Annotated in this window: 16 protein-coding genes; 9 read left to right on the top strand and 7 right to left on the bottom strand. The window is 74.1% G+C overall.

What is annotated here, in order from left to right; genetic code table 11:
* Window positions 1-895 (top strand): NAD(P)H-binding protein (locus VF468_16400; protein ID HEX5879875.1); only part of this gene is annotated, 895 nt, incomplete at its 5' end.
* Here the strand turns inward: VF468_16400 and VF468_16395 are convergent.
* Together VF468_16395 and VF468_16390 are read right to left on the bottom strand one after the other, a co-directional pair.
* Window positions 892-2,079, bottom strand: a complete 1,188-nt coding sequence (locus tag VF468_16395; GenBank protein ID HEX5879874.1) for a MarP family serine protease — start codon at window positions 2,077-2,079, stop codon at window positions 892-894. The two genes, VF468_16400 and VF468_16395, sit on opposite strands and share 4 nt — an antisense overlap.
* An 89-nt stretch (window positions 2,080-2,168) precedes the next feature.
* Window positions 2,169-3,530: an FAD-dependent oxidoreductase gene (locus tag VF468_16390; GenBank protein ID HEX5879873.1), complete on the bottom strand. Its 1,362-nt coding sequence runs from the start codon at window positions 3,528-3,530 to the stop codon at window positions 2,169-2,171.
* A gap of 99 nt (window positions 3,531-3,629) precedes the next feature.
* Between VF468_16390 and VF468_16385 the strand changes: the two genes are divergently transcribed.
* Window positions 3,630-3,983, top strand: a complete 354-nt coding sequence (locus VF468_16385; protein HEX5879872.1) for a DsrE family protein — start codon at window positions 3,630-3,632, stop codon at window positions 3,981-3,983.
* A gap of 3 nt (window positions 3,984-3,986) precedes the next feature.
* On the opposite strand, the gene VF468_16380 is transcribed toward VF468_16385, so the two are convergent.
* From VF468_16380 to VF468_16365, 4 genes are all read right to left on the bottom strand, one after another.
* On the bottom strand, window positions 3,987-4,778 hold the full coding sequence (locus tag VF468_16380; protein ID HEX5879871.1) for a hypothetical protein: 792 nt from the start codon (window positions 4,776-4,778) through the stop codon (window positions 3,987-3,989).
* A complete protein-coding gene (locus VF468_16375) occupies window positions 4,775-5,269 on the bottom strand; it encodes a SigE family RNA polymerase sigma factor (protein ID HEX5879870.1) in 495 nt (164 codons plus the stop codon). The genes VF468_16380 and VF468_16375 overlap by 4 nt, the downstream gene beginning before the upstream one ends.
* Window positions 5,270-5,295: 26 nt before the next feature.
* Entirely contained in the window at window positions 5,296-5,760 is a 465-nt protein-coding gene (locus tag VF468_16370) for a hypothetical protein (protein ID HEX5879869.1), read from the bottom strand.
* Between the two features lie 131 nt (window positions 5,761-5,891).
* The gene (locus VF468_16365) at window positions 5,892-6,311 is read right to left on the bottom strand and encodes a winged helix-turn-helix transcriptional regulator (protein ID HEX5879868.1); all 420 of its coding nucleotides are present in this window, start codon (window positions 6,309-6,311) and stop codon (window positions 5,892-5,894) included.
* 195 nt (window positions 6,312-6,506) lie between these two features.
* Between VF468_16365 and cofH the strand changes: the two genes are divergently transcribed.
* Both cofH and VF468_16355 read left to right on the top strand, forming a co-directional pair.
* Complete coding sequence (gene cofH / locus VF468_16360; GenBank protein HEX5879867.1) at window positions 6,507-8,801, top strand: 5-amino-6-(D-ribitylamino)uracil--L-tyrosine 4-hydroxyphenyl transferase CofH; 2,295 nt, start codon at window positions 6,507-6,509, stop codon at window positions 8,799-8,801.
* Window positions 8,802-9,740: 939 nt separating this feature from the next.
* Window positions 9,741-9,893 carry a hypothetical protein gene (locus VF468_16355; protein HEX5879866.1) on the top strand — a complete coding sequence of 51 codons (153 nt, stop codon included), beginning with the start codon at window positions 9,741-9,743 and terminating at the stop codon, window positions 9,891-9,893.
* Window positions 9,894-9,917: 24 nt separating this feature from the next.
* Here VF468_16355 and VF468_16350 read toward each other — a convergent pair whose 3' ends face one another.
* Window positions 9,918-11,861 (bottom strand): right-handed parallel beta-helix repeat-containing protein, encoded by a 1,944-nt coding sequence (locus tag VF468_16350; GenBank protein ID HEX5879865.1) that lies wholly within the window; start codon window positions 11,859-11,861, stop codon window positions 9,918-9,920.
* 300 nt (window positions 11,862-12,161) lie between these two features.
* Between VF468_16350 and VF468_16345 the strand changes: the two genes are divergently transcribed.
* The 5 genes from VF468_16345 to VF468_16325 form a co-directional block, all read left to right on the top strand.
* The gene (locus VF468_16345; GenBank protein HEX5879864.1) at window positions 12,162-13,142 is read left to right on the top strand and encodes a family 1 glycosylhydrolase; all 981 of its coding nucleotides are present in this window, start codon (window positions 12,162-12,164) and stop codon (window positions 13,140-13,142) included.
* A gap of 54 nt (window positions 13,143-13,196) precedes the next feature.
* Window positions 13,197-14,000: a DeoR/GlpR family DNA-binding transcription regulator gene (locus VF468_16340; protein HEX5879863.1), complete on the top strand. Its 804-nt coding sequence runs from the start codon at window positions 13,197-13,199 to the stop codon at window positions 13,998-14,000.
* A gap of 2 nt (window positions 14,001-14,002) precedes the next feature.
* Window positions 14,003-15,082: a galactose-1-phosphate uridylyltransferase gene (gene galT / locus VF468_16335; GenBank protein ID HEX5879862.1), complete on the top strand. Its 1,080-nt coding sequence runs from the start codon at window positions 14,003-14,005 to the stop codon at window positions 15,080-15,082.
* A gap of 123 nt (window positions 15,083-15,205) precedes the next feature.
* Complete coding sequence (locus VF468_16330) at window positions 15,206-17,476, top strand: family 43 glycosylhydrolase (GenBank protein HEX5879861.1); 2,271 nt, start codon at window positions 15,206-15,208, stop codon at window positions 17,474-17,476.
* Between the two features lie 42 nt (window positions 17,477-17,518).
* On the top strand, window positions 17,519-18,782 hold a 1,264-nt coding region (locus VF468_16325; GenBank protein ID HEX5879860.1), incomplete at its 3' end, for an ABC transporter substrate-binding protein.

The raw sequence follows: 18,782 nt of genomic DNA, 5'->3' as shown, positions 1-18,782 counted from the left end.
GGCCGGCATGGAGATCCTGGTCAGCGGGGCCAGCGGGTTCGTCGGCGGCGCCCTCGTTCCCGAGCTGGTGGGGCGGGGCCACCGGGTCCGGGCCGCCGTCCGCGACCCCGGCCGCTACCGCGGCCCGGCCGGGGCGGGCGCCCACCGGTTCGACCTGGACGACGAGGCCAGCCTGGGGCCGGCCCTCGACGGGGCCGAGGTCGCCTACTACCTGGTCCACTCCATGGCCGAGAAGGGCGAGTTCGCCCGCCGCGACCTGCGCCACGCCCGCGCCTTCGGCCGGGCGGCCAGGGCGGCCGGGGTCGACCGGGTGGTGTACCTGTCGGGCCTGGGCGACGAGCGCGAAGGGCTCAGCCAGCACCTGGCCAGCCGGCGGGCGGTCGAGGACGTGCTGGCCTCGACCGGGCCCGACCTGACCGTGCTGCGGGCGGCGATCGTGCTCGGCCGGGGCGGGGCCAGCTTCGAGATGCTGGTCCAGCTCGTCCGGCGGCTGCCGGTGATGGTCTGCCCCCGCTGGGTGGAGACGGCCAGCCAGCCCATCGCCCTCGCCGACGCCGTCGGCTACCTGGCCGACGCCGCCACCACCGACGCGACCCGCGCCCAGCGGCTGGAGATCGGCGGGCCCGAGGTCCTGACCTACCGGGAGATGATGCTGCGGTTCGCCCGCCTGGAGGGCCGGCGGCGGCTGATCGTCAGCGTGCCCCTGTTCACCCCGGGGCTGTCGTCGCACTGGATCGGGCTGGTCACCGACGTGCCGGCGGCGGTGGCCCGGCCCCTGGCCGAGGGGCTGCGCAACCGGGTCGTGGTCGGCAACGGCGCCGCCCGCCGCCTCATGCCCCGCGACCTGGCCACCTTCGAGGAGGCCTGCCGGGCTGCCTTGTCCACCCCTGCCTAGACCGCGCAGCCGCCGACCGGCACGGGGCGGCGGTTGCCGGCGTTGCGGTTGATGGCCCGGCGGACCTCGGCGTTGGTGAGGGCGTAGCCCTCGCTGCGCTCGACCGTCGAGGCGGCGAACACCACCCCGAGCGGCCGGCCGCGCAGGTCGACCACCGGGCCGCCGCTGACCCCCTTGCGCACCCGGGCGTGGAGCACGTAGATGTCGCGGCGGCTGCCCTGCGGCCGGGCGTAGATGTCCGGCGCCTCCGGCTGGACCCGCTGCACGATCTCGGCCCCGATGTAGTCCTGGCGGCCGCCGGCCGGGTAGCCGAGCACCACCGCCTGCTGGCCCGGCCGGGCCGGCGCCCCGGCCAGGCGCAGCGGCCGCACCGGCAGGTCGGGGACCGAGAGCAGGGCCAGGTCGCGGCTCGGGTCGAGGTAGACGACGGTGGCCCCGGCCCGGACGTTCTCGTTGGTCACGACCTCGTGGCGGCGCGCGCCGGCGACCACGTGGGCGTTGGTGACCACCAGGTCGTTGGCGACCGGGAAGCCGCTGCCGAACAGGATCCCGCCGCAGCCGCGGCTCCGGATCTGGAGGGTGGAGTTGGCGGCCCGCAGCACCGCCGGGTTCCTGGACGCCTCGGGCGGCGCCCCGGAGACCACCGGGGGCCGCAGGGTGTTGAACGCCTCCGGGAACCCCGAGCGGTCGAGCAGGCCCCGCAGCTGGGCCAGGGCCGCCGGGGGCCGGGGGGCGTAGGTGTCGATGGTCCGCAGCACGCTGGAGGAGTGCACCGCCCGGGAGAACGGCGACAGCGGCACGTTGCTCAGGGTCAGGGCGACGAACCACATGGCGATGGCGGCGACGATGGTGGCCACCACCGCCCCGCCGATGGCGTCGGCCCGGCTCGTCCAGCGCCCGCCCAGCAGCGAGCGGACCCGGATGCCGAGCAGGTTGCCGACGGCGTGGCAGGCGGCGGCGACCAGGAAGAACACGATCACCGCGGTCACCAGCCGCCGCGCCGAGCTGTCGGGCGAGACCAGCAGCCCCGCCCGGGTGGCCGCCCACGCCCCCAGGGCCAGCCCGACCAGCAGCCCCAGGTAGCCGAGCAGCACCATCGCGAACCCGCGCCGCCAGCCGCTCAACGCGGCCAGGGCGAGCAGGACGAGCAGGAGCACGTCGATCGGTTGCAGGTCGAATGGCATCGCTGTTCCGGCCGCAGACGGGATGACCGTCTCATCCTAATCGGTCGGCGGACCAAGCACGGGCTGCACCGGGCCCGGCGGGGGCCGCCTTACAGGTGGTCGTCCAGCGACCGCTCGACCTGCTCGGCGGCCTTGCGCACGGCGATCAGCACCGGGTCCCAGACCGGGGAGAAGGGCGGCGCGTAGGAAAGGTCGAGGTTGACCATCTCCTGCACGCTCATGCCGTTCCAGATGGCGGTGGCGAGCACGTCGATGCGCTTGGCCGCCCCCTCCTTGCCGACGATCTGGGCGCCGAGCAGCCGCCCGGAGCGGGGGTCGGCCAGCACCTTGGTCCGGATCGGGGCGGCCCCCGGGAAGTAGCCGGCCCTGGTCGTCGAGTCGATCGCCGCCTGCTCCCATTCCAGGCCCAGGTCGCGCAGCTCGGCCTCGGACAGCCCGGTGCGGGCGACCTCGACGTCGCACACCTTGGACACGGCCGTGCCGAGCACGCCGGGGAAGGTGGCGTAGCCGCCGCCGATGTTGATGCCGCAGACCCGGCCCTGCTTGTTGGCGATGGTGCCCAGGTGGTAACTGACCGGCTTGCCGGTGACGAGGTGCCGGGCCTCGGCGCAGTCGCCGGCCGCCCACACCCCGTCGTGCCGGGTCTGCATGCGCGGGTTGACGGCGATGGCGCCGCTCTGGCCGAGCTCGATCCCGGAGGACTCGGCCAGCCCCACGGCCGGCCGGGTGCCGAGACCGAGCACCACGAGGTCGGCCTCCAGGGTGCGCTCGGCCGTCCGGACCGCCCGGACGCGCCCGTCGCCCTCGATCGCCTCGACCTCCTCCTCGAGGTGGAGCTCGACCCCGATGTCCCTGACCGCCTTGGAGACGAGCTCGCCCATGTCGGGGTCGATCCGGTTCATCACCTGCGGCGCCGCCTCGACCAGGGCGGTGCGGATGCCCCGGGAGACCAGGGCCTCGGCCGCCTCCAGGCCGATGTAGCCGCCGCCGACGATCACCGCCCGCTCCGGGCCGGCGTCGACCGCCTTGCGCAGCTCGATGCCGTCCTGGAGCACCGACAGCCCGTACACCCCCGGCAGGTCGATGCCGTCGATGGGCGGCCGCAGCGGCTCGGACCCGGTGGCCATCACCAGCAGGTCCCACGGCTCCTCGACGACCCGGTCGCCGTCCAGGTCGCGGGCCCGGACCCGGCGGGCGTCCAGGTCGACGTGGTCGACCTCGTGCCGGGTGCGGACCTCGATGTCCTGCTCGGCGTGCTCCTCCGGGGTGCGGGCGACCAGGTCACGCCAGTCCTTGACGATGTCGCCGGCGTAGTAGGGGAGCCCGCAGGCCGAGTAGGAGGTGTGCCGCCCCCGCTCGAAGGCGACGATCTCCAGGTCCTCGGGGCCACGGCGCTTGCGCGCCTGGGCGGCGGCGCTCATGCCGGCCGCGTCGCCTCCGACCACCACCATGCGCGTCCTCGCCACGACCCCTCCTCGTCGTCGTCCGCCGCAGGCTAGTCTGCCCTGTCGGAGCGACCGCTACCCGGGAGGCCGAGCCAGTTGACCAGGATGCTGTTCCACTGCACCCACGGGCGCGACGACCCGGAGCGGGCGATCGTCCCGTTCATCGGGGCCAACGTGGCCGCCGCCTCCGGCCAGGAGGTGGTGGTGGTGCTGACCATCGAGGGCGCCTGGCTGTGCAAGCGCGGCTACGCCGAGACGGTGGAGGCCGACGGCTTCCCCGAGCTGTCCGAGCTGCTGGCCTCGTTCGTCGAGGCCGGCGGCCAGATCTGGGGCTGCAGCGCCTGCACCACCCCCCGCGGCATCACCGAGGCCGACCTGGTCGAAGGGGCCCAGATCGTGGGCGCCGCCACCATCGTCGCCGCCGTCGCCGACGGCGCGGTCCCGGTCGCCCTGGGCTGAGCCTCACGTGCCGGGGCACCGCCCCAGGGTGGCGGCCGACGGGTCGAGGGCGCAGCCGGCGACCTGGCGCCCGTTCGCGTCGTAGGCGGTCACCTCGACGGGTACCCAGCCCGGAGGGAAGAGGCCAATGTAGAGGTTGACCACGTAGCTGCCCCAGGACTGGATCACCGGTAGGTCCAGGAGCGCCGGCTGGTCGCGGAACCGGACCCGAACGAGGGCCGCCTCCTTGGCCGTCTGCCCCTGCACGACCCCCACGTTGCTGGACCCGCCGTTCGTGGCCGTCAGCGGTACGGCGGTGGACGCGGGCCGGACGGCGTCCAGGCGCTCGGCCTTGCCGTCGAGGTCGAACACGGCCGCCGCCCAGCAGATGGTCGTCTCCCCGAGCCCGGGTCGCTTGCCGGCCACCAGAACCAGGCGGCGGTACTCGGCCGACCGGTAGTAGCCGATCAGGGCCGGTGCGGTGTACCCGCCGGGGCAGCGCCTGACCTGGGCGACCAGGGCGTCGAAGGCGGCGGCCTGGCGTGTGCCGGCGGCGAACTCCGGGGTGGTGACGTCCAGCTTGGGGACGGGCAGGAGGGTCGTCGAGGGTGTGGTCGCCGGCAGGTCCGGCTGGGCCAGCCGGCCCAGGGAGCCGCTGCCGACGGCCACGACGAGGGCGAGGACGGCCGCGACGGCACCCGCCATCCGCCGGCGGCGCTGCCGGCCGCGGCGGATGGCGGCCGCCGGGCCGGTGGTGGTCCCGTGGCGGGCGGCCGCGTCGGCCAGCTCGTGGAGGTGCTCGCGCAGGTCGTTCACGAGTTGCCCACCTCCTCGGGCTCGCCCAGCCGTCCCGCCAGCTCGCGCCGGCCCCGGGCCAGCCAGCTCTTGACCGTACCGGCGCTGGTGCCGAGGGTGGCCGCCACCTCCTCGACCGGCAGGTCCACCAGGTAGTGGAGCACGATCGCCTGCCGATGCCGGATGGGCAGCGTGCCGAGGGCGTGGACCAGCGCCAAGGCCTCCACCGACACCGGTGGCACCGAGGGCGGCGGGCCGGCCCGGTGCAGGGCAGCCACCTGCCGGTGGCGCCGGCGGTGGCGGTCGGCGGCCAGGTTCATGGCCACCCGGCGCACCCAGGCCTCGGGCACGTCGTAGTCGCGGATCCGGCTCCAGCGGATCGAGGCCCGGGCGAAGGCCTCCTGCACGACCTCCTCGGCCTCGTGGAGGTCGCCGGTGACGGGGAACAGCTGGCCGAGCAGCCGGCCGACGGTGGCCGTGTAGAACTCCTCGAATCCCTGGGTGTCGGCCACGGACAGGTCCTTTGTGTCGACCCGATTCAGCGCTGTGGGGCGAAGATGCAGTCAGAATCGGGCCAGGCGACGCCGTCGAATGGCAGGGGGAACGGGTTCGCCGCCAGGGCTCGCCTGAAGCTGCTGAACCATGGACACGCCAAGGCATCCGGTCGGATCTTCACCACCACCCCATCCACCACGCGGGTTACGGCCGCGCACTCGGTGAACCATGCCGGGCAGGCCCAGCTGGCGGTGACGTCCCGGCCGGCGAACTTCGCGGTGGTGCGGTCCCAGGAGAAGTTCAGCCGCGGTTCGGGCACCTTGTCGTAATGGCACGCCCAGACGGCCGCCTCCCTGCAGCGGAGCCGCTCGTGCTCGGGGGCGGGGTTGGACTGGTCGGGGTTCAGTCGGTGCCAGGTGCTGGTGTGCGGCCGTGCGCCAGCCGCCCCGGCCGGGACCGCCCACCCGGCGAGCATCGACAGGATGAATGCGACCAGGAACCGCTTCATGATGCGCCCCCTTTGCGGCCGGACCCGACAGCGCGACCTCGTCGCGGACCCGGCCGGGCGTCGGCCACGATGATCCTGGCTCCCTCAACTCCGGCTTGTACACGACGCAGGGCCCCCGAAGGTGGCAGCGGTCAGCGAAGGCCGCGGACGTCCAGGGCCTCGGGCGGCACGGGCTGGCCGCAGCGGGCGCAGCTGGAGCGGATCAGGACCCGGCCGCCGCAGCCGGCGTGGGTGGCCAGGGCCGAGGACGGCTCGCCGCAGTGGCGGGTCCCCCAGGAGGCCAGGCTGGCCAGGACCGGGGCCAGGTCGCGGCCCTTGTCGGTGAGGTGGTAGACGCGGCCCTCGGTGGCCCGCTCGACCACGCCCTCCTCCTCCAGCAGGCGCAGCCGCTCGGCCAGCAGGTTGGAGGGGATGCCGGGCAGGGCCCGCTCCAGCTCGGCCCAGCGCCGCCCGTCGAGCAGCAGCTCGCGGACCACCAGCAGGGTCCAGCGGTCGCCGACAACCTCGAGCGATCGGGCCACCGGCCCGGGCAGCGGGTAGAGCTTGGGCACGGCCCGACCGTACCACCAGGGTTGTGGAAAGCCGAGCACCCCGATCCGACGCCTCGGCTACCCTCCCGGTAGGGGCCCACGATCCCGGGTCGGGTTGGGTCGCGCCCGGTCGCGCGTGGGTCGCGCCCCGGGTCGCGCCTGGATCGTGGGCGGGATTGCTTGACTTTTTGAAGTGATGGCCTGAGGCTGCCGTACATGGACATCTCCCCGGGCACCCCGCTGGACGAGCTGCTGACCGAGGCCCGCCGCATCCGCGACCGCCACCACGGGACCCGGGTCACCTACTCGCCGAAGGTGTTCATCCCCCTGACCATGCTCTGCCGCGACCACTGCGGCTACTGCACCTTCGCCAAGCCGCCGGCCCGCCTGGGCGCGTCGCCCTACCTGGGCCCCGAGGAGGTGCTGGAGATCGCCCGGGCCGGGGCGGCCGCCGGCTGCCACGAGGCGCTGTTCACCCTGGGGGAGCGGCCCGAGGAGCGCTACCCGGTGGCCCGCGAGGCCCTTGGCGCCCTCGGCCACGACAGCACCGTCGACTACCTGGCCGACGCCTGCCGGCTGGTCCTCACCGAGACCGGGCTGCTGCCCCACGCCAACGCCGGCGCCCTGCTCCCGGCCGAGCTGGCCGCCCTGCGGCGGGTCTCGGCCAGCCAGGGGATGATGCTGGAGTCGCTGTCGGAGCGCCTCCACGAGCCGGGCGGCCCCCACGCCCGCTGCCAGACCAAGCTGCCGGCGCGCCGGCTGGCCACCCTGGAGGCGGCGGGGGAGCTGGCCATCCCGTTCACCACCGGGATCCTGGTCGGGATCGGCGAGACCCGGGCCGAGCGGCTGGAGGCGCTGGCCGCCATCGGCGCCGCCCACCGCCGCCACGGCCACGTGCAGGAGGTGATCGTCCAGAACTTCCGCCCCAAGCCGGGCACGGCCATGGCCGGGGCCGCGCCGCCGGCGCTGGAGGACTACCTGTGGACGATCGCGGCCGCCCGGGTCCTGCTCGACCCGCGGATCCACCTCCAGGCCCCGCCCAACCTCACCGAGGACTTCGGGGTCCTGCTGGAGGCGGGCATCGACGACTGGGGCGGGGTCTCGCCCGTCACCGCCGACCATGTCAACCCGGAGGCGCCCTGGCCGGCGCTCGAGCGGCTGCGGGCAGTGACCGAGGCGGCCGGTATGACCCTGGCCCCGCGGCTCACCATCTACCCCGAGCTCGCCGCCGACCCCGGGCGCTGGCTCGACCCCGACCTCCGGTTCCCGGTGCTGGACCGCTCCGACGCCGAGGCCCTTGGCCGCGACGACCGCTGGGCGGCCGGCGACCACGAGCCGCCGCCCATCCTGATCGACCCGGTCCGGTTCCCCGGCATGGCGGCCGGCGGCCGGGTGGGGGAGGTCCTGAGGGGGGTGGTGGCCGGGCAGCAGCCGGGGGAGGACGAGCTGGCCGCCCTGTTCGCGGCCAGGGGACCGGAGGTGCGGGCGGTGGCCGAGCTCGCCGACGACCTGCGCCGCCAGGCCGTCGGGGACGTGGTCACCTTCGTCCGCAACCGCAACATCAACTACACCAACGTCTGCACCTTCCGCTGCCGCTTCTGCGCCTTCTCCAAGGGCCCGGCCAGCCTCAACCTGCGCGGCGCGCCCTACCTGCTGGGCCTGGACGAGGTGGCCCGGCGGGTGGTCGAGGCCGACCAGCGCGGGGCCACCGAGGTCACCCTCCAGGGCGGCATCCACCCCAGCTTCGACGGCGACTACTACCTGCACGTGGCCGAGGCCGTCCACGAGGCCGTGCCCGGCATGCACATCCACGGCTTCACCGCCCTCGAGGTCCACGAGGGCGCCCGCCGGCTCGGCGAGCCGCTCCGCGACTACCTGCTGCGGCTCAAGGCGGCCGGCCTGGCCAGCCTGCCCGGCACCGCCGCCGAGATCCTCGACGACGAGGTCCGGGCCGTCATCTGCCCCGACAAGGTGACCACCGACGAGTGGCTTGAGGTCCACCGGGTCGCCCACTCGGTGGGGCTGCGCTCCAACATCACCATCATGTTCGGCCACGTCGAGTCGCCCCGGCACTGGGCCAGGCACCTGCTCCGGACCCGGGCCCTGCAGGCCGAGACGGGCGGGTTCACCGAGTTCGTGCCGCTGCCGTTCGTGCACATGGCCGCGCCCATGTACCGCAAGCGCCAGTCCCGGCCCGGGCCCACCTTCCGGGAGGCGGTGCTGATCCACGCCGTCGGGCGGATCGCCTACCGCGGCCTGATCGACAACATCCAGGTGTCGTGGGTCAAGATGGGCGCCGACGGCGTCCGCCAGGCCCTGCTGGCCGGGGTCAACGACCTCGGCGGCACCCTGATGGACGAGAACATCAGCCGCGCCGCCGGGGCCAGCCACGGCCAGCTCATGGAGGAGGCCGAGTTCCGGGCCATCGTCGAGCCCCTGGGCCGCCGCCTGGAGCAGCGCACCACCCTCTACGGCCGCACCCGCACCGATCCGGCGCCGGTTCCAGGCTGAGCCTCTACCATCGGGGTGCTCCACCGGCGTGCACCCCGCGGTCGTGGGTGGGCTAGCGTTGGGCGGTGCGCCGACATCGCGGACTTCTCGCGCTCGTGGCCGCCGTCTTGGCGGCCGTGGTGTCGGCCGCCGTGTGGGCGGCGGTCAACCGCGAGGGCGCTCCCGCGTCCGGGCCAGGCTCGGCCGAGCCGCCGTCGCCGGTGCTGGCACGCATCAGGATCTCCGGGAAGCCGCGGCAGCTGGTGCTGGACGCCGGCAGCCTGTGGGTGGTTGCCGAGCGCCGCCTGGACCGGATCGACCCCTCGACCCACCGGATCGTGGCCAGCGTCCCGATCGGCCTCCCCTCGGCGGATCTGGGTGCCGTGGCGGTGTCGGCAGACACGGCCTGGGTCCCGGAGGAGCGGTCGGAGCTGCTGTGGCGCGTCGACCGGGCCACCAACCGGGTGATGGGACGGGTCCGGCTGGGCAAGGTGCTGTACGGGCCGGTCGGGGTGGCCGCGGTGGGCGACACCGTCTGGGTGACCTGCTGCGCGCTCGAGCACGGCGCACGCCCGGCCGGGATGCTGCTGCGGGTGGACGGCCGCCGCAACCAGGTCACCGACCGCGTCCCGGTCCCGGAAGGCCCGATGGCGGTGGTCGCCGGCCGGGACAGGATCTGGGTGGGGACCGCCCGTGGGTCGCTGCTGTCCGTCGACGCCGCCTCGGCCAGGGTGGTGACGCGGGTGCCGCCGCCGGATCCCAGGGGCCGGATCCAGGCGCTGTCGGCCGCGCCGGGAGCCCTGTGGGTCGCCGACACGGGCGCGGGCGCGGTCCGGCGGTTCGATCTGGCGTCCGGTCGCTACGATCTGGGAGTCACCGCGCCGGCACCCCGGAACCTGGCCGCCGGGGACGACGGAGCGTACGTGGTGACCGACCTGAATCAGCTGCTGTCGCGGGTGGATGGCCGGACCGGGCGGCGGAGCGCACCGGTTCCGCTGGAGCACCTGGGCGGGGGTGCGCGGGGTCGCGGTCGGACCGGGGGCCATCTGGGTCACCACCGGCAGCCAGGTCGTCCAGGTCGACCCCAGCCGGCTCCCACGGCCCGACCGGTGACGCTGACCACGGCGCGCCGGCCGCTCAGGCGATCCCGCCCAGGAGGGCGCCGACCCCGAGCACGACCAGGTAGGCGAACAGGCCGCCGCCGATCACGGCCGCCCGCAGCCAGGCGGGGAGGCGGGGGCGGCCCAGGACGTGGTAGGCGATCACGCCCAGGAACGGCACCAGCAGGATGACCGCGATCCAGCCGATGGCCGCGCCGCGGCTCAGGTCGTCGCGGCGGGCCAGGTCCCACAGGGCCAGGGAGGTCCAGGCGGCATACAGCACGAACGGCAGCAGGTAGCCGTAGAGGGCGAAGACGAGCTGCCAGGGGGAGGCGGCGAGGATCGGGACGCCGAACACGGTTGGCTCCTTGCGGACGGTCGGTGGCAGGTCGGGGGCGCCGGGGACCGGGACCCGGTCCAGGTCGACCCTGGCGGCGGCGAAGACGTCGACGGCCGGGCGAACCGGCGCCGCGGCCCCGCCGGGGAGCTGCGGCTGGGGCGGGGGCGCCGGCTGGTCCTCGGGCCGGTTCATCGGGTAGGCGCCGGTGTTGGCCTCGGCGACCTGGCCGAGGCTGGCCAGGGTGGTGGACAGGTCCATGCGCAGCGGCAGCCGTAGCCCCGAGCACCGCTGGAAGGCCTGCAGCCCCACCGGGATCGAGGTCCGGGCCTGGTTGCCCTGGAAGCAGTTGCCGTCGCCGGCCGGGGCGGCCAGGGCCAGGTCGGCCCGGCCCGACCCCTCGACCACGTTGCCCACCACCCGGTTGCCCGACGAGGTCCAGATGTGCTCGTCCAGGTTGGGGGTGACCAGGACGCCGTGGTGGACGTGGTCGCGGACCCGGTTGCGCTCGACCCGCGAGTCGTTCCCGCCGCCGAGGACGATGCCGTTGCCGAACGGGCCCCACTCCAGCGGCACCCCGGGCGCGCCGCGGTTGTGGTTGGCCTCGACCAGGTTGCCGACGATGTCGACCTGCCGGAACGGCGGCAGCAGCTCCGAGTCGAGGGTGTTGGGGACGATCCCGGCCCAGTTGCGCCGCCAGGTGGAGCGGACGATCTGGAGGTTGCCGCCGGCGTTGGTGCCCGAGTAGCCGAGGGCGTTGTTCTCGGCCAGCACCCCGTCGATGACGGCGTCGCAGGGATGGCACTGGCCGATGTAGAAGCCCGAGTCGGGCGACCCCGAGGCGTAGGAGTGCTCGAACAGGCCGTCGACCGAGTCGAAGGCGTAGATGCCGTAGTCCTTGTTGTTGTAGGCGGTCACGTAGCTGGCCCGGTAGCCGCGCACCCCGGTCCAGAACAGCCCGTTGATGAGCGCGTTGCGGACGGTCAGGTTCTCGACCGCGACCCCGTCGGCGGTCACGGCGATCCCGTTGGGCCGCTGGAACTCGCCGTCCACCACCACCTCGTCGCGGTCGCGGCCGCGGATCACCACCGACGGCACGGCCACCTTGACCTCCTCGCGGTAGGTCCCGGGGCCGACCAGGACCAGGTCGCCCGGCTTGGCCGCGTCGACGGCGGCCTGGATGGTGTCGTGGTCCTCGGGCACCCGCCGGGTGACCCCGCTGGCCCGCTTCACCGGCGCCACCGCCGGGCCCCCGTCCTCCTGGCCCGGGTAGAAGGTGACGTCGCCAACGACCATGGTGGCGGCCATGCCCTGGCGGCCGTCCTCGGTGGCGTGGAAGGTGCAGTAGAAGCGGTACACGCCCGGCTGGTCGAGCACGACCGTGGCCGCCTCGTCGGCCCCGATCCGCTCCGGCGTCCGCCAGGTCCCGTCGACGGCCACGGCGTTGTGCGGCGCCCGGCCCTCATTGGGGAACCGGACGGTGGACCCGGCCGGCACCCGGGTCACCTCGCGGGCGAAGAAGTTGTCGTACATGGGCACGTTGACCGTGCCCCGCGGCGCCTCCCCGCCCGAGCACCCGGCCAGCACCGCCCCGGTCAGCGCCAGCGCCAGCGCGAGCAGGCGGCCATGCCGAACGCCGGGCACGACGCCTCCTTCACCCGCCTGCAGGTCGCGGGTATCTTGCCACGATGGGCAGCGGCTTCCGGTTCGCGGTCGGGATCGAGGACACCTTCGTCCCCCATGCCTTCCCCGGGCACCGGGCGCTGGACGAGTATGAGCTGACCCAGCACTACCGCTTCTGGTCCGAGGACCTGGGCCTGGCCGCCGCGGCCGGCGCCGGGGCGATCCGCTACGGGTTCCCCTGGTACCGGCTGAACCCGGCGCCGGGGCGGTTCGCCTGGGACTGGGCCGACCGGGTGGTGGACCGGCTGGACACCCTCAGGCCTGGAGGCCATCGTCGACCTGGTCCACTACGGCACCCCGCTGTGGCTGGACAACGCCTTCCTGCACACCGACTTCCCGGACCGCCTGGCCGAGTACGCGGCCGCCCTGGCCGACCGCTACCGGGACCGGCTCACCCTCTGGACGCCGATGAACGAGCCCCAGATCACCGCCATGCACTGCGGCGAGCAGGGCATCTGGCCGCCCCGGCTGACCGGCCACGACGGCTACGTCAAGCTGGTCCGGGCGATCGTGCGGGGGGTGGTCGCGGCCCAGCGGGCGGTCGTCGAGGCCAGCGGCGGCCGGGCCAGCTTCGTCCACGTCGAGGCCACCTTCCGGTACGCGGGGGCGACCGAGGCCTTCGCCGAGGAGGTCGAGCTGCTCCGGGCCCGCCAGTTCCTCATCCAGGACCTGCTCTGCGGCATGGTCGACGACGATCACCCGCTGGCCGGCTACCTGCGCCGCCACGGCTTCGGCGACGACGACCTGGCCTGGGCCGCGCGCAACCCGGCCCACCCCGACGTCCTCGGCGTCAACTACTACCCGCACCTGACCACCGCCGAGTACCGGGCCGGGGAGGTGGTCCCGGTCGCCCTCCGCCCCCGGCGCGACGACTGGACGGCCGGGCTGGAGGAGCTGCTCCGCGCCTTCGCCGCCCGCTACCGGCGTCCCCTGATGGTCACCGAGACCAGCGTCCTGGGCGGGGTCGCCCGGCGGCTGGCCTGGCTGGACGCCTCCCTGGAGCTGGTGGCCGGCCTGCGAGACCAGGGCCTGGAGATCGTCGGCTACACCTGGTGGCCGTTGTTCGACCTGGTTGGCTGGGAGTACCGGGACGCCCTCGGGCCGGTGGGGGAGCACCTGGTCAGGATGGGCCTGTACGACCTGGAGGCGGATGAGATCGGCACCTTGCACCGCCGCGCCACCCCGGTGGCCGACCGGTTCCGGTCCTGGACGACCTCGAACAGGTTCACACGCGGTTCCTGATGGAGTCTGTTCGGTGTCGGTCGGATACGGTACGGTAGGGCCGAGGAGGCCGATGTGCTTGCCCAGGAACGTCGCGACGCCATCCTGCGGGCCCTGATGCCCTCGGGTGCCGCCACGGTCGCTGAGCTGGCCGGCGCGCTGGCGGTCTCGGAGATGACCATCCGGCGCGACCTGGGCGCGCTCGCCGCCCAGCAGCTCGTCGAGAAGGTCCACGGCGGGGCCGTGCTGGCCAAGGGCGGCGCCGCCGAGCCCCACTTCGCCGCCAAGCGCCGCGTCAACGCCCCGGCCAAGGCGGCCATCGCCGCGGCGGCCGTCGCCCTCGTCCACGACGGCATGACGGTGGCCCTGTCCGCCGGGACCACGACCTGGCAGGTGGCGCGGCGCCTGCGCGGCGGCGGGGTGCGCGACCTCACCTTCGTGACCAACTCGCTCAACATCGCCGGCGCCCTCGAGGCCAACGGCTGGCACTCGATCGTGGTCTCCGGCGGCTCCTTCCGGACGCCGTCCGACGCGCTCGTCGGGCCGTTCGCCAACCACGTCCTGCGCCAGCTCAACACCGACCTGCTGTTCCTGGGGGTGCACTCGATCGACGCCAGGGCCGGGCTGACCACGCCCAACATCGCCGAGGCGGAGACCAACCGGGTCCTGGTCGCGGGCGCCCGGCGGGTGGTGGTGGTGGCCGACTCGAGCAAGCTGGGACAGGTGTCGCTGGCCACCTTCGCCCGCTGCGACGAGGTCGACGAGCTGATCACCGACGACGGAGCCGACCGGACGGCCCTGGCGGCGCTGGCCGACGCCGGGCTCCGCGTGCGGCTCGTCGACGCGCGGCGGCAGCCGGCCGAGGAGGTGGCGTCGTGAAGCTGGTCAAGACCTCGATCCGGCTGGCCGACGGGCGCGAGCTGCTCTACTTCGACGAGCGCGAGGGGGTCGACCGCCACGTCCCCGACACCCGCGACCTCACCGCGGCCGTGACCTCCAGCCAGATCCGCTGCGACCCGCTGACCGAGGAGTGGGTGGTGGTCGCCTCCCACCGCCAGGGCCGGACCCACCTGCCCCCGGCCGACCAGTGCCCGCTCTGCCCGTCCAGGGAGGGCCGGGCGACCGAGATCCCGGCCGCCGACTACGACGTGGTGGTGTTCGAGAACCGCTTCCCGTCGCTGGCTCCCGACCCCGGTCCGGTGGCCGATGGCGGACCGTTCCACCGCCAGCCGGGGGTTGGGCGCTGCGAGGTCGTCTGCTTCACCGCCGACCACGGCGGGGCGCTGGCCCGGCTGCCGGTCGGCCGCATCCGCACGGTCGTCGAGGTCTGGGCCGACCGGACCCTGGAGCTGGGCGCCCTGGACGGGGTGGAGCAGGTGTTCCCGTTCGAGAACCGGGGCGAGGAGATCGGGGTCACCCTGCACCACCCCCACGGGCAGATCTACGCCTACCCGTTCGTGGCCCCGCGGACGGCCCGCCAGCTGGACGTGGCCCGGGCCTACCGGGACGCCACCGGCGAGTGCCGCAGCTGTTCGATCGTGGCCGCCGAGGCCGACGGGGAGCGGGTGGTGGCGACGGCGCCGGGCTGGCTGGCCTTCGTGCCCTTCGGCGCCCGCTGGCCGTTCGAGGTCCACCTGTTCCCGACCCGCCACCTGCCCGACCTGCCGGCGCTCGGCGACGACGAGCGCGACGGCCTGGCGGCGCTGCTCAAGGACGTCCTCGGCCGCTTCGACGCGCTGTTCGACCAGCCCCTGCCCTACATGCTGACCTGCCACCAGGCGCCGGTGCGGCGCGACCGCGACCTGGCCCACGCCCATCTGGAGGCGTTCTCCATCCGCCGCACGGCCACCAAGCTCAAGTACCTGGCCGCCAGCGAGTCGGGGGCGGGCGTGTTCATCAACGACATCGCCCCCGAGCAGGCGGCCGAGCTCCTGCGCGCCGCCATGCCCCATTCCCGCTGAACCGGGTTCCGGCGCTGATTCGGGTGGTATACGGCCAACTAGGCCCTTCTCACGAAGTCGAACATAAAGTAGCCTGAAGCGAACAGAGACGGTCAGGGACGTCCAGCGAAGGAGTCCGGTCCCATGATCCGTGCCGTGGTCTCACCGGGCGGCCGTCAGCGGCCAGGTCGAACGACCCTCGCCGCCGGCCTACTGCTCGCCCTCTGCCTGGCCGGGATCGCCCTCGCACCCCGGGCCGGCGCCGCCCCCAGCCCCGCCACCTACACGAATCCCGTCTCCCGCGACTTCGCCGACACCTTCGCCGACCCGGCCGTGATCAAGGCCAAGGACGGCTGGTGGTACGCCTACGGGACCACCGACCCGCTGCGGGAGGGGGAGCGCACCCGGCACCTCATCCCCACGGCCCGCTCGGCCGACCTGGTCAACTGGACCTACGTCGGCGACGCCTTCACCGAGTCGACGCTGCCCGCCTGGGCCGCCCCGGACGCCGCCCTCTGGGCTCCCGACATCCGCTACCTGGACGGCACCTACTACCTCTACTACGTCGTCACCCAGACGACCGTGACCGACGAGCCCAACGACAACGCCATCGGCGTGGCCACGGCCCCGACCCCGACCGGGCCCTGGACCGACTCGGGCGAGCCGGTGGTCGGCCCCCGCCGGGGCGACAGCGGCAACCCGGGCGACTTCAAGTGGACCTTCGACCCCTCGCAGTTCACCGACATCGACGGCACCCGCTACCTCTACTACGGCTCCTACTACGGCGGCATCTTCGTCACCGAGCTCAACGACGACGCCACCCGGGCGGTCGGCACCCCGACCATGGTCGCCATCGACAACCGCTACGAGGGCGCCTACGTCGTCCGCCACGGCCGCTGGTACTACCTGTTCGCCTCCGAGGCCAACTGCTGCGCCGGCCCGACCACCGGCTACACGGTGTTCGCGGGCCGCTCGGCCAGCCCCCTGGGCCCGTTCGTCGACCGCGACGGCATCTCCCTGGTCACCTCCAGGGTCGGCGGCACCATCGTCGTCACCCCCAACGGCAACACCTGGGTCGGCACCGGCCACAACGCCGTCGTCACCGACCTGGCCGGCCAGGACTGGTTCGTCTACCACGCCATCGACCGGCGCGACCCCTTCCTCGACGAGCCCTTCGGCATCAACGAGCGACCGATGCTGCTCGACCGCCTCGACTGGATCGACGGCTGGCCGACGGTCCGGGCCGGCCGCTGGGCCTCGGAGGGGCCCCAGCGGGCCCCGATCACCGACTGGACGGTCGCGCTTCCCGACGGCGCCCTTGACCCGCCGGCCGACAGCTGCGAGCCGGCCTTCGACGTCACCGCCGGCCGCTCGCCGGACGACTACCGGGCCGAGGGGGACCTGCGCCTCGGCGAGGGCGCGACCGCCGCCGGGCTGGTCACGAGCTGGCGCAGCCACCGCAACTACGTGGTCAGCTGGCTCGACCGGGAGGCCGGCGCCCTGGTCACCGACGTCGTCCGGGGCGGGAGGTCGCTGGGCCGTGAGGCGAGCCCGCTGCCGGCCGGCTTCCGCCACGACACCTGGCACAACGTCGCCGCCGAGCTGCGCGGCCGTCTGCTCACCGTGGAGGTCACCGACGCCCGGCTGCACGACCCGGTGGCCGTCCAGCGCCGGGTCCTGCCGCACGGGACCGGCGGGGCCGGCGCCGTCGGGGCGGCCGCCCGCTGCGGGCCGGCCGAGGCGGCCAACCTGGGCGCCGCCCGCCTGTACGACCCGGTGCGCCACCGGGTGCCGCCGCCGCGGGTCGGCGAGCTGGTGTACGCCGACGAGTTCGGCGACGGCACCGTGGGCGGCCCGGGCTGGAGCTGGGTGCGCGGGCCGGACCCGGCCGTCACCGAGACCGGTGGGGCGCTCCGCTGGCCGACCCAGCCCGGCGACCTGGTCGGCCCCGACGAGACCGCCTCGGTGCTGCTGCGCGACGCCCCGGCCGGCGCCTACACCGTCGAGACCAGGCTGGCCATCGACCTCGGCGTCGACGAGGTCCGCAACTTCCAGCAGGCCGGCCTGATCGCCTACCTGGACGACGACCACTTCCTGCGCCTGTCGCATGTGGCCATCTGGAACACCCGCCAGACCGAGTTCGGCAAGGAGATGCCGTTCGCCGACGGCACCTCCTGGGGCGGCATGGCCGTCGGCACCCCGGCCCCGGTGACCTGGCTGCGCCTCAGCCACCGCATCGACCCGGCCAACGGCGAGCACGAGTTCCGGGCCGCCTCCAGCCGCGACGGCCGGCACTGGACCTGGGGCGGGGTCTGGACCCTGCCCGCCGGCACCGACCCCCGGATCGGGCTGATCTCCCACGGCGGCGCCGGGGCCGTCGCCGACTTCGACCACTTCCGCATCTACCGACCGTAGGACCGTTGCCCCGGCGGCCTCCGGGGCGAGAAAGGTGGGGACATGGGCAAGGACCGCAACAGCAACCAGGGGCCGCTCAGCCGGCGGCAGTTCCTCGGGATCGGCGCCGGCGCCGGCGCCGGCCTGCTCCTGGCCGCCTGCGGCGGCGGCACCGACGCCCCGCCTGGCGCCGCCGGCGGCGGCGGGGGCGGCCAGTTCGGCGAGGGCAAGGAGTACACCGGCCCGAACGTCAGCCTGGCCTTCTGGAACGGCTTCACCGGCGGCGACGGCCCGTTCATGCGCAAGCTGGTCGAGCAGTTCAACAGCGAGAACCAGAACATCAAGGTCGAGATGAACGTGCTCCAGTGGGCCGACTTCTACGCCAAGGTCCCCACGGCGGTGTCCAGTGGCAACGGCCCCGACATCGCCATCATGCACATCGACCAGCTGGCCACCAACGCCGCCCGCCGGGTCATCATCCCGGTCGACGAGGTCGCCACCGTGCTGGAGTACCAGGAGAGCGACTTCGCCCCCACCGTCTGGTCGGCCGGCATCTGGCAGGAGAAGCGCTACGGCATTCCGCTGGACGTGCACCCGCTGCTCTTCTACTACAACCAGGCGGACCTCCAGAAGGCCGGCCTGAGCGAGGCGCCCAAGGACCGGGCGAGCTTCGAGGCCGCCCTCAAGGAGATGGAGGCCAAGGGGGTCGAGAACCCGTTCTGGGTGACCTCGACCTGGCCGGCCCACCTGATGTGGTGGTCGCTGATCCACCAGTTCGGGGGCACGCCCTACAACGCCGACGGCTCGCAGGCCCAGTTCAACTCCGACGCCGGCGTCCAGGCGCTGGAGTGGCAGGTCAGCAACATCCAGCAGGGCTACAGCCCCAAGAACGTGGCCAACGACGCCCAGGCGGTCGCCTTCCGGCAGGGCAAGAACGCCCTCACCTGGGACGGCATCTGGATGATGAACGAGTGGGACAAGGTCAAGGGCCTGGAGTGGGGGGCGGCCCCGCTGCCGCAGATCGGCGCCCAGCCGGCCGTCTGGGGCAGCTCGCACAACTTCGTGGTCACCTCCCAGGCCCAGAAGGACCCCAACAAGCTGCAGGCGTCCAAGGTCTTCATCGCCTGGATCAGCGACCACTCGATCGACTGGGCCAAGGCCGGCCAGATCGCGGCCAGGGCCTCGGTCCGCGAGAGCCCCGAGTTCCAGGCGCTGGAGACCCAGAACATCGCCGCCCAGCAGCTCGACTACGTCAAGTTCCCGCCGGCGGTGCCGGGCATCGGCGAGGTCACCACGCCGACCTTCGAGCTGGCCGTGAACGAGGCGG

The organism is Actinomycetota bacterium (assembly GCA_036280995.1).
In the GTDB taxonomy this organism is placed as follows: Bacteria; Actinomycetota; CALGFH01; order CALGFH01; family CALGFH01; genus CALGFH01.
Note: the sequence above shows the minus strand (reverse complement) of the source record. Positions and strands in the feature narration are given on the sequence as shown.

Bases quoted from the DNA above. Each gene is read 5' to 3' on its own strand.
- VF468_16385 (HEX5879872.1), top strand. From the start codon at position 3,630: ATGCTGTTCCACTGCACCCACGGGCGCGACGACCCGGAGCGGGCGATC.
- VF468_16395 (HEX5879874.1), bottom strand. From the start codon at position 2,079: ATGCCATTCGACCTGCAACCGATCGACGTGCTCCTGCTCGTCCTGCTC.
- cofH (HEX5879867.1), top strand. From the start codon at position 6,507: ATGGACATCTCCCCGGGCACCCCGCTGGACGAGCTGCTGACCGAGGCC.
- VF468_16330 (HEX5879861.1), top strand. From the start codon at position 15,206: ATGATCCGTGCCGTGGTCTCACCGGGCGGCCGTCAGCGGCCAGGTCGA.
- VF468_16370 (HEX5879869.1), bottom strand. From the start codon at position 5,760: ATGAAGCGGTTCCTGGTCGCATTCATCCTGTCGATGCTCGCCGGGTGG.
- VF468_16355 (HEX5879866.1), top strand. From the start codon at position 9,741: ATGGCCGGACCGGGCGGCGGAGCGCACCGGTTCCGCTGGAGCACCTGG.
- VF468_16390 (HEX5879873.1), bottom strand. From the start codon at position 3,530: ATGGTGGTGGTCGGAGGCGACGCGGCCGGCATGAGCGCCGCCGCCCAG.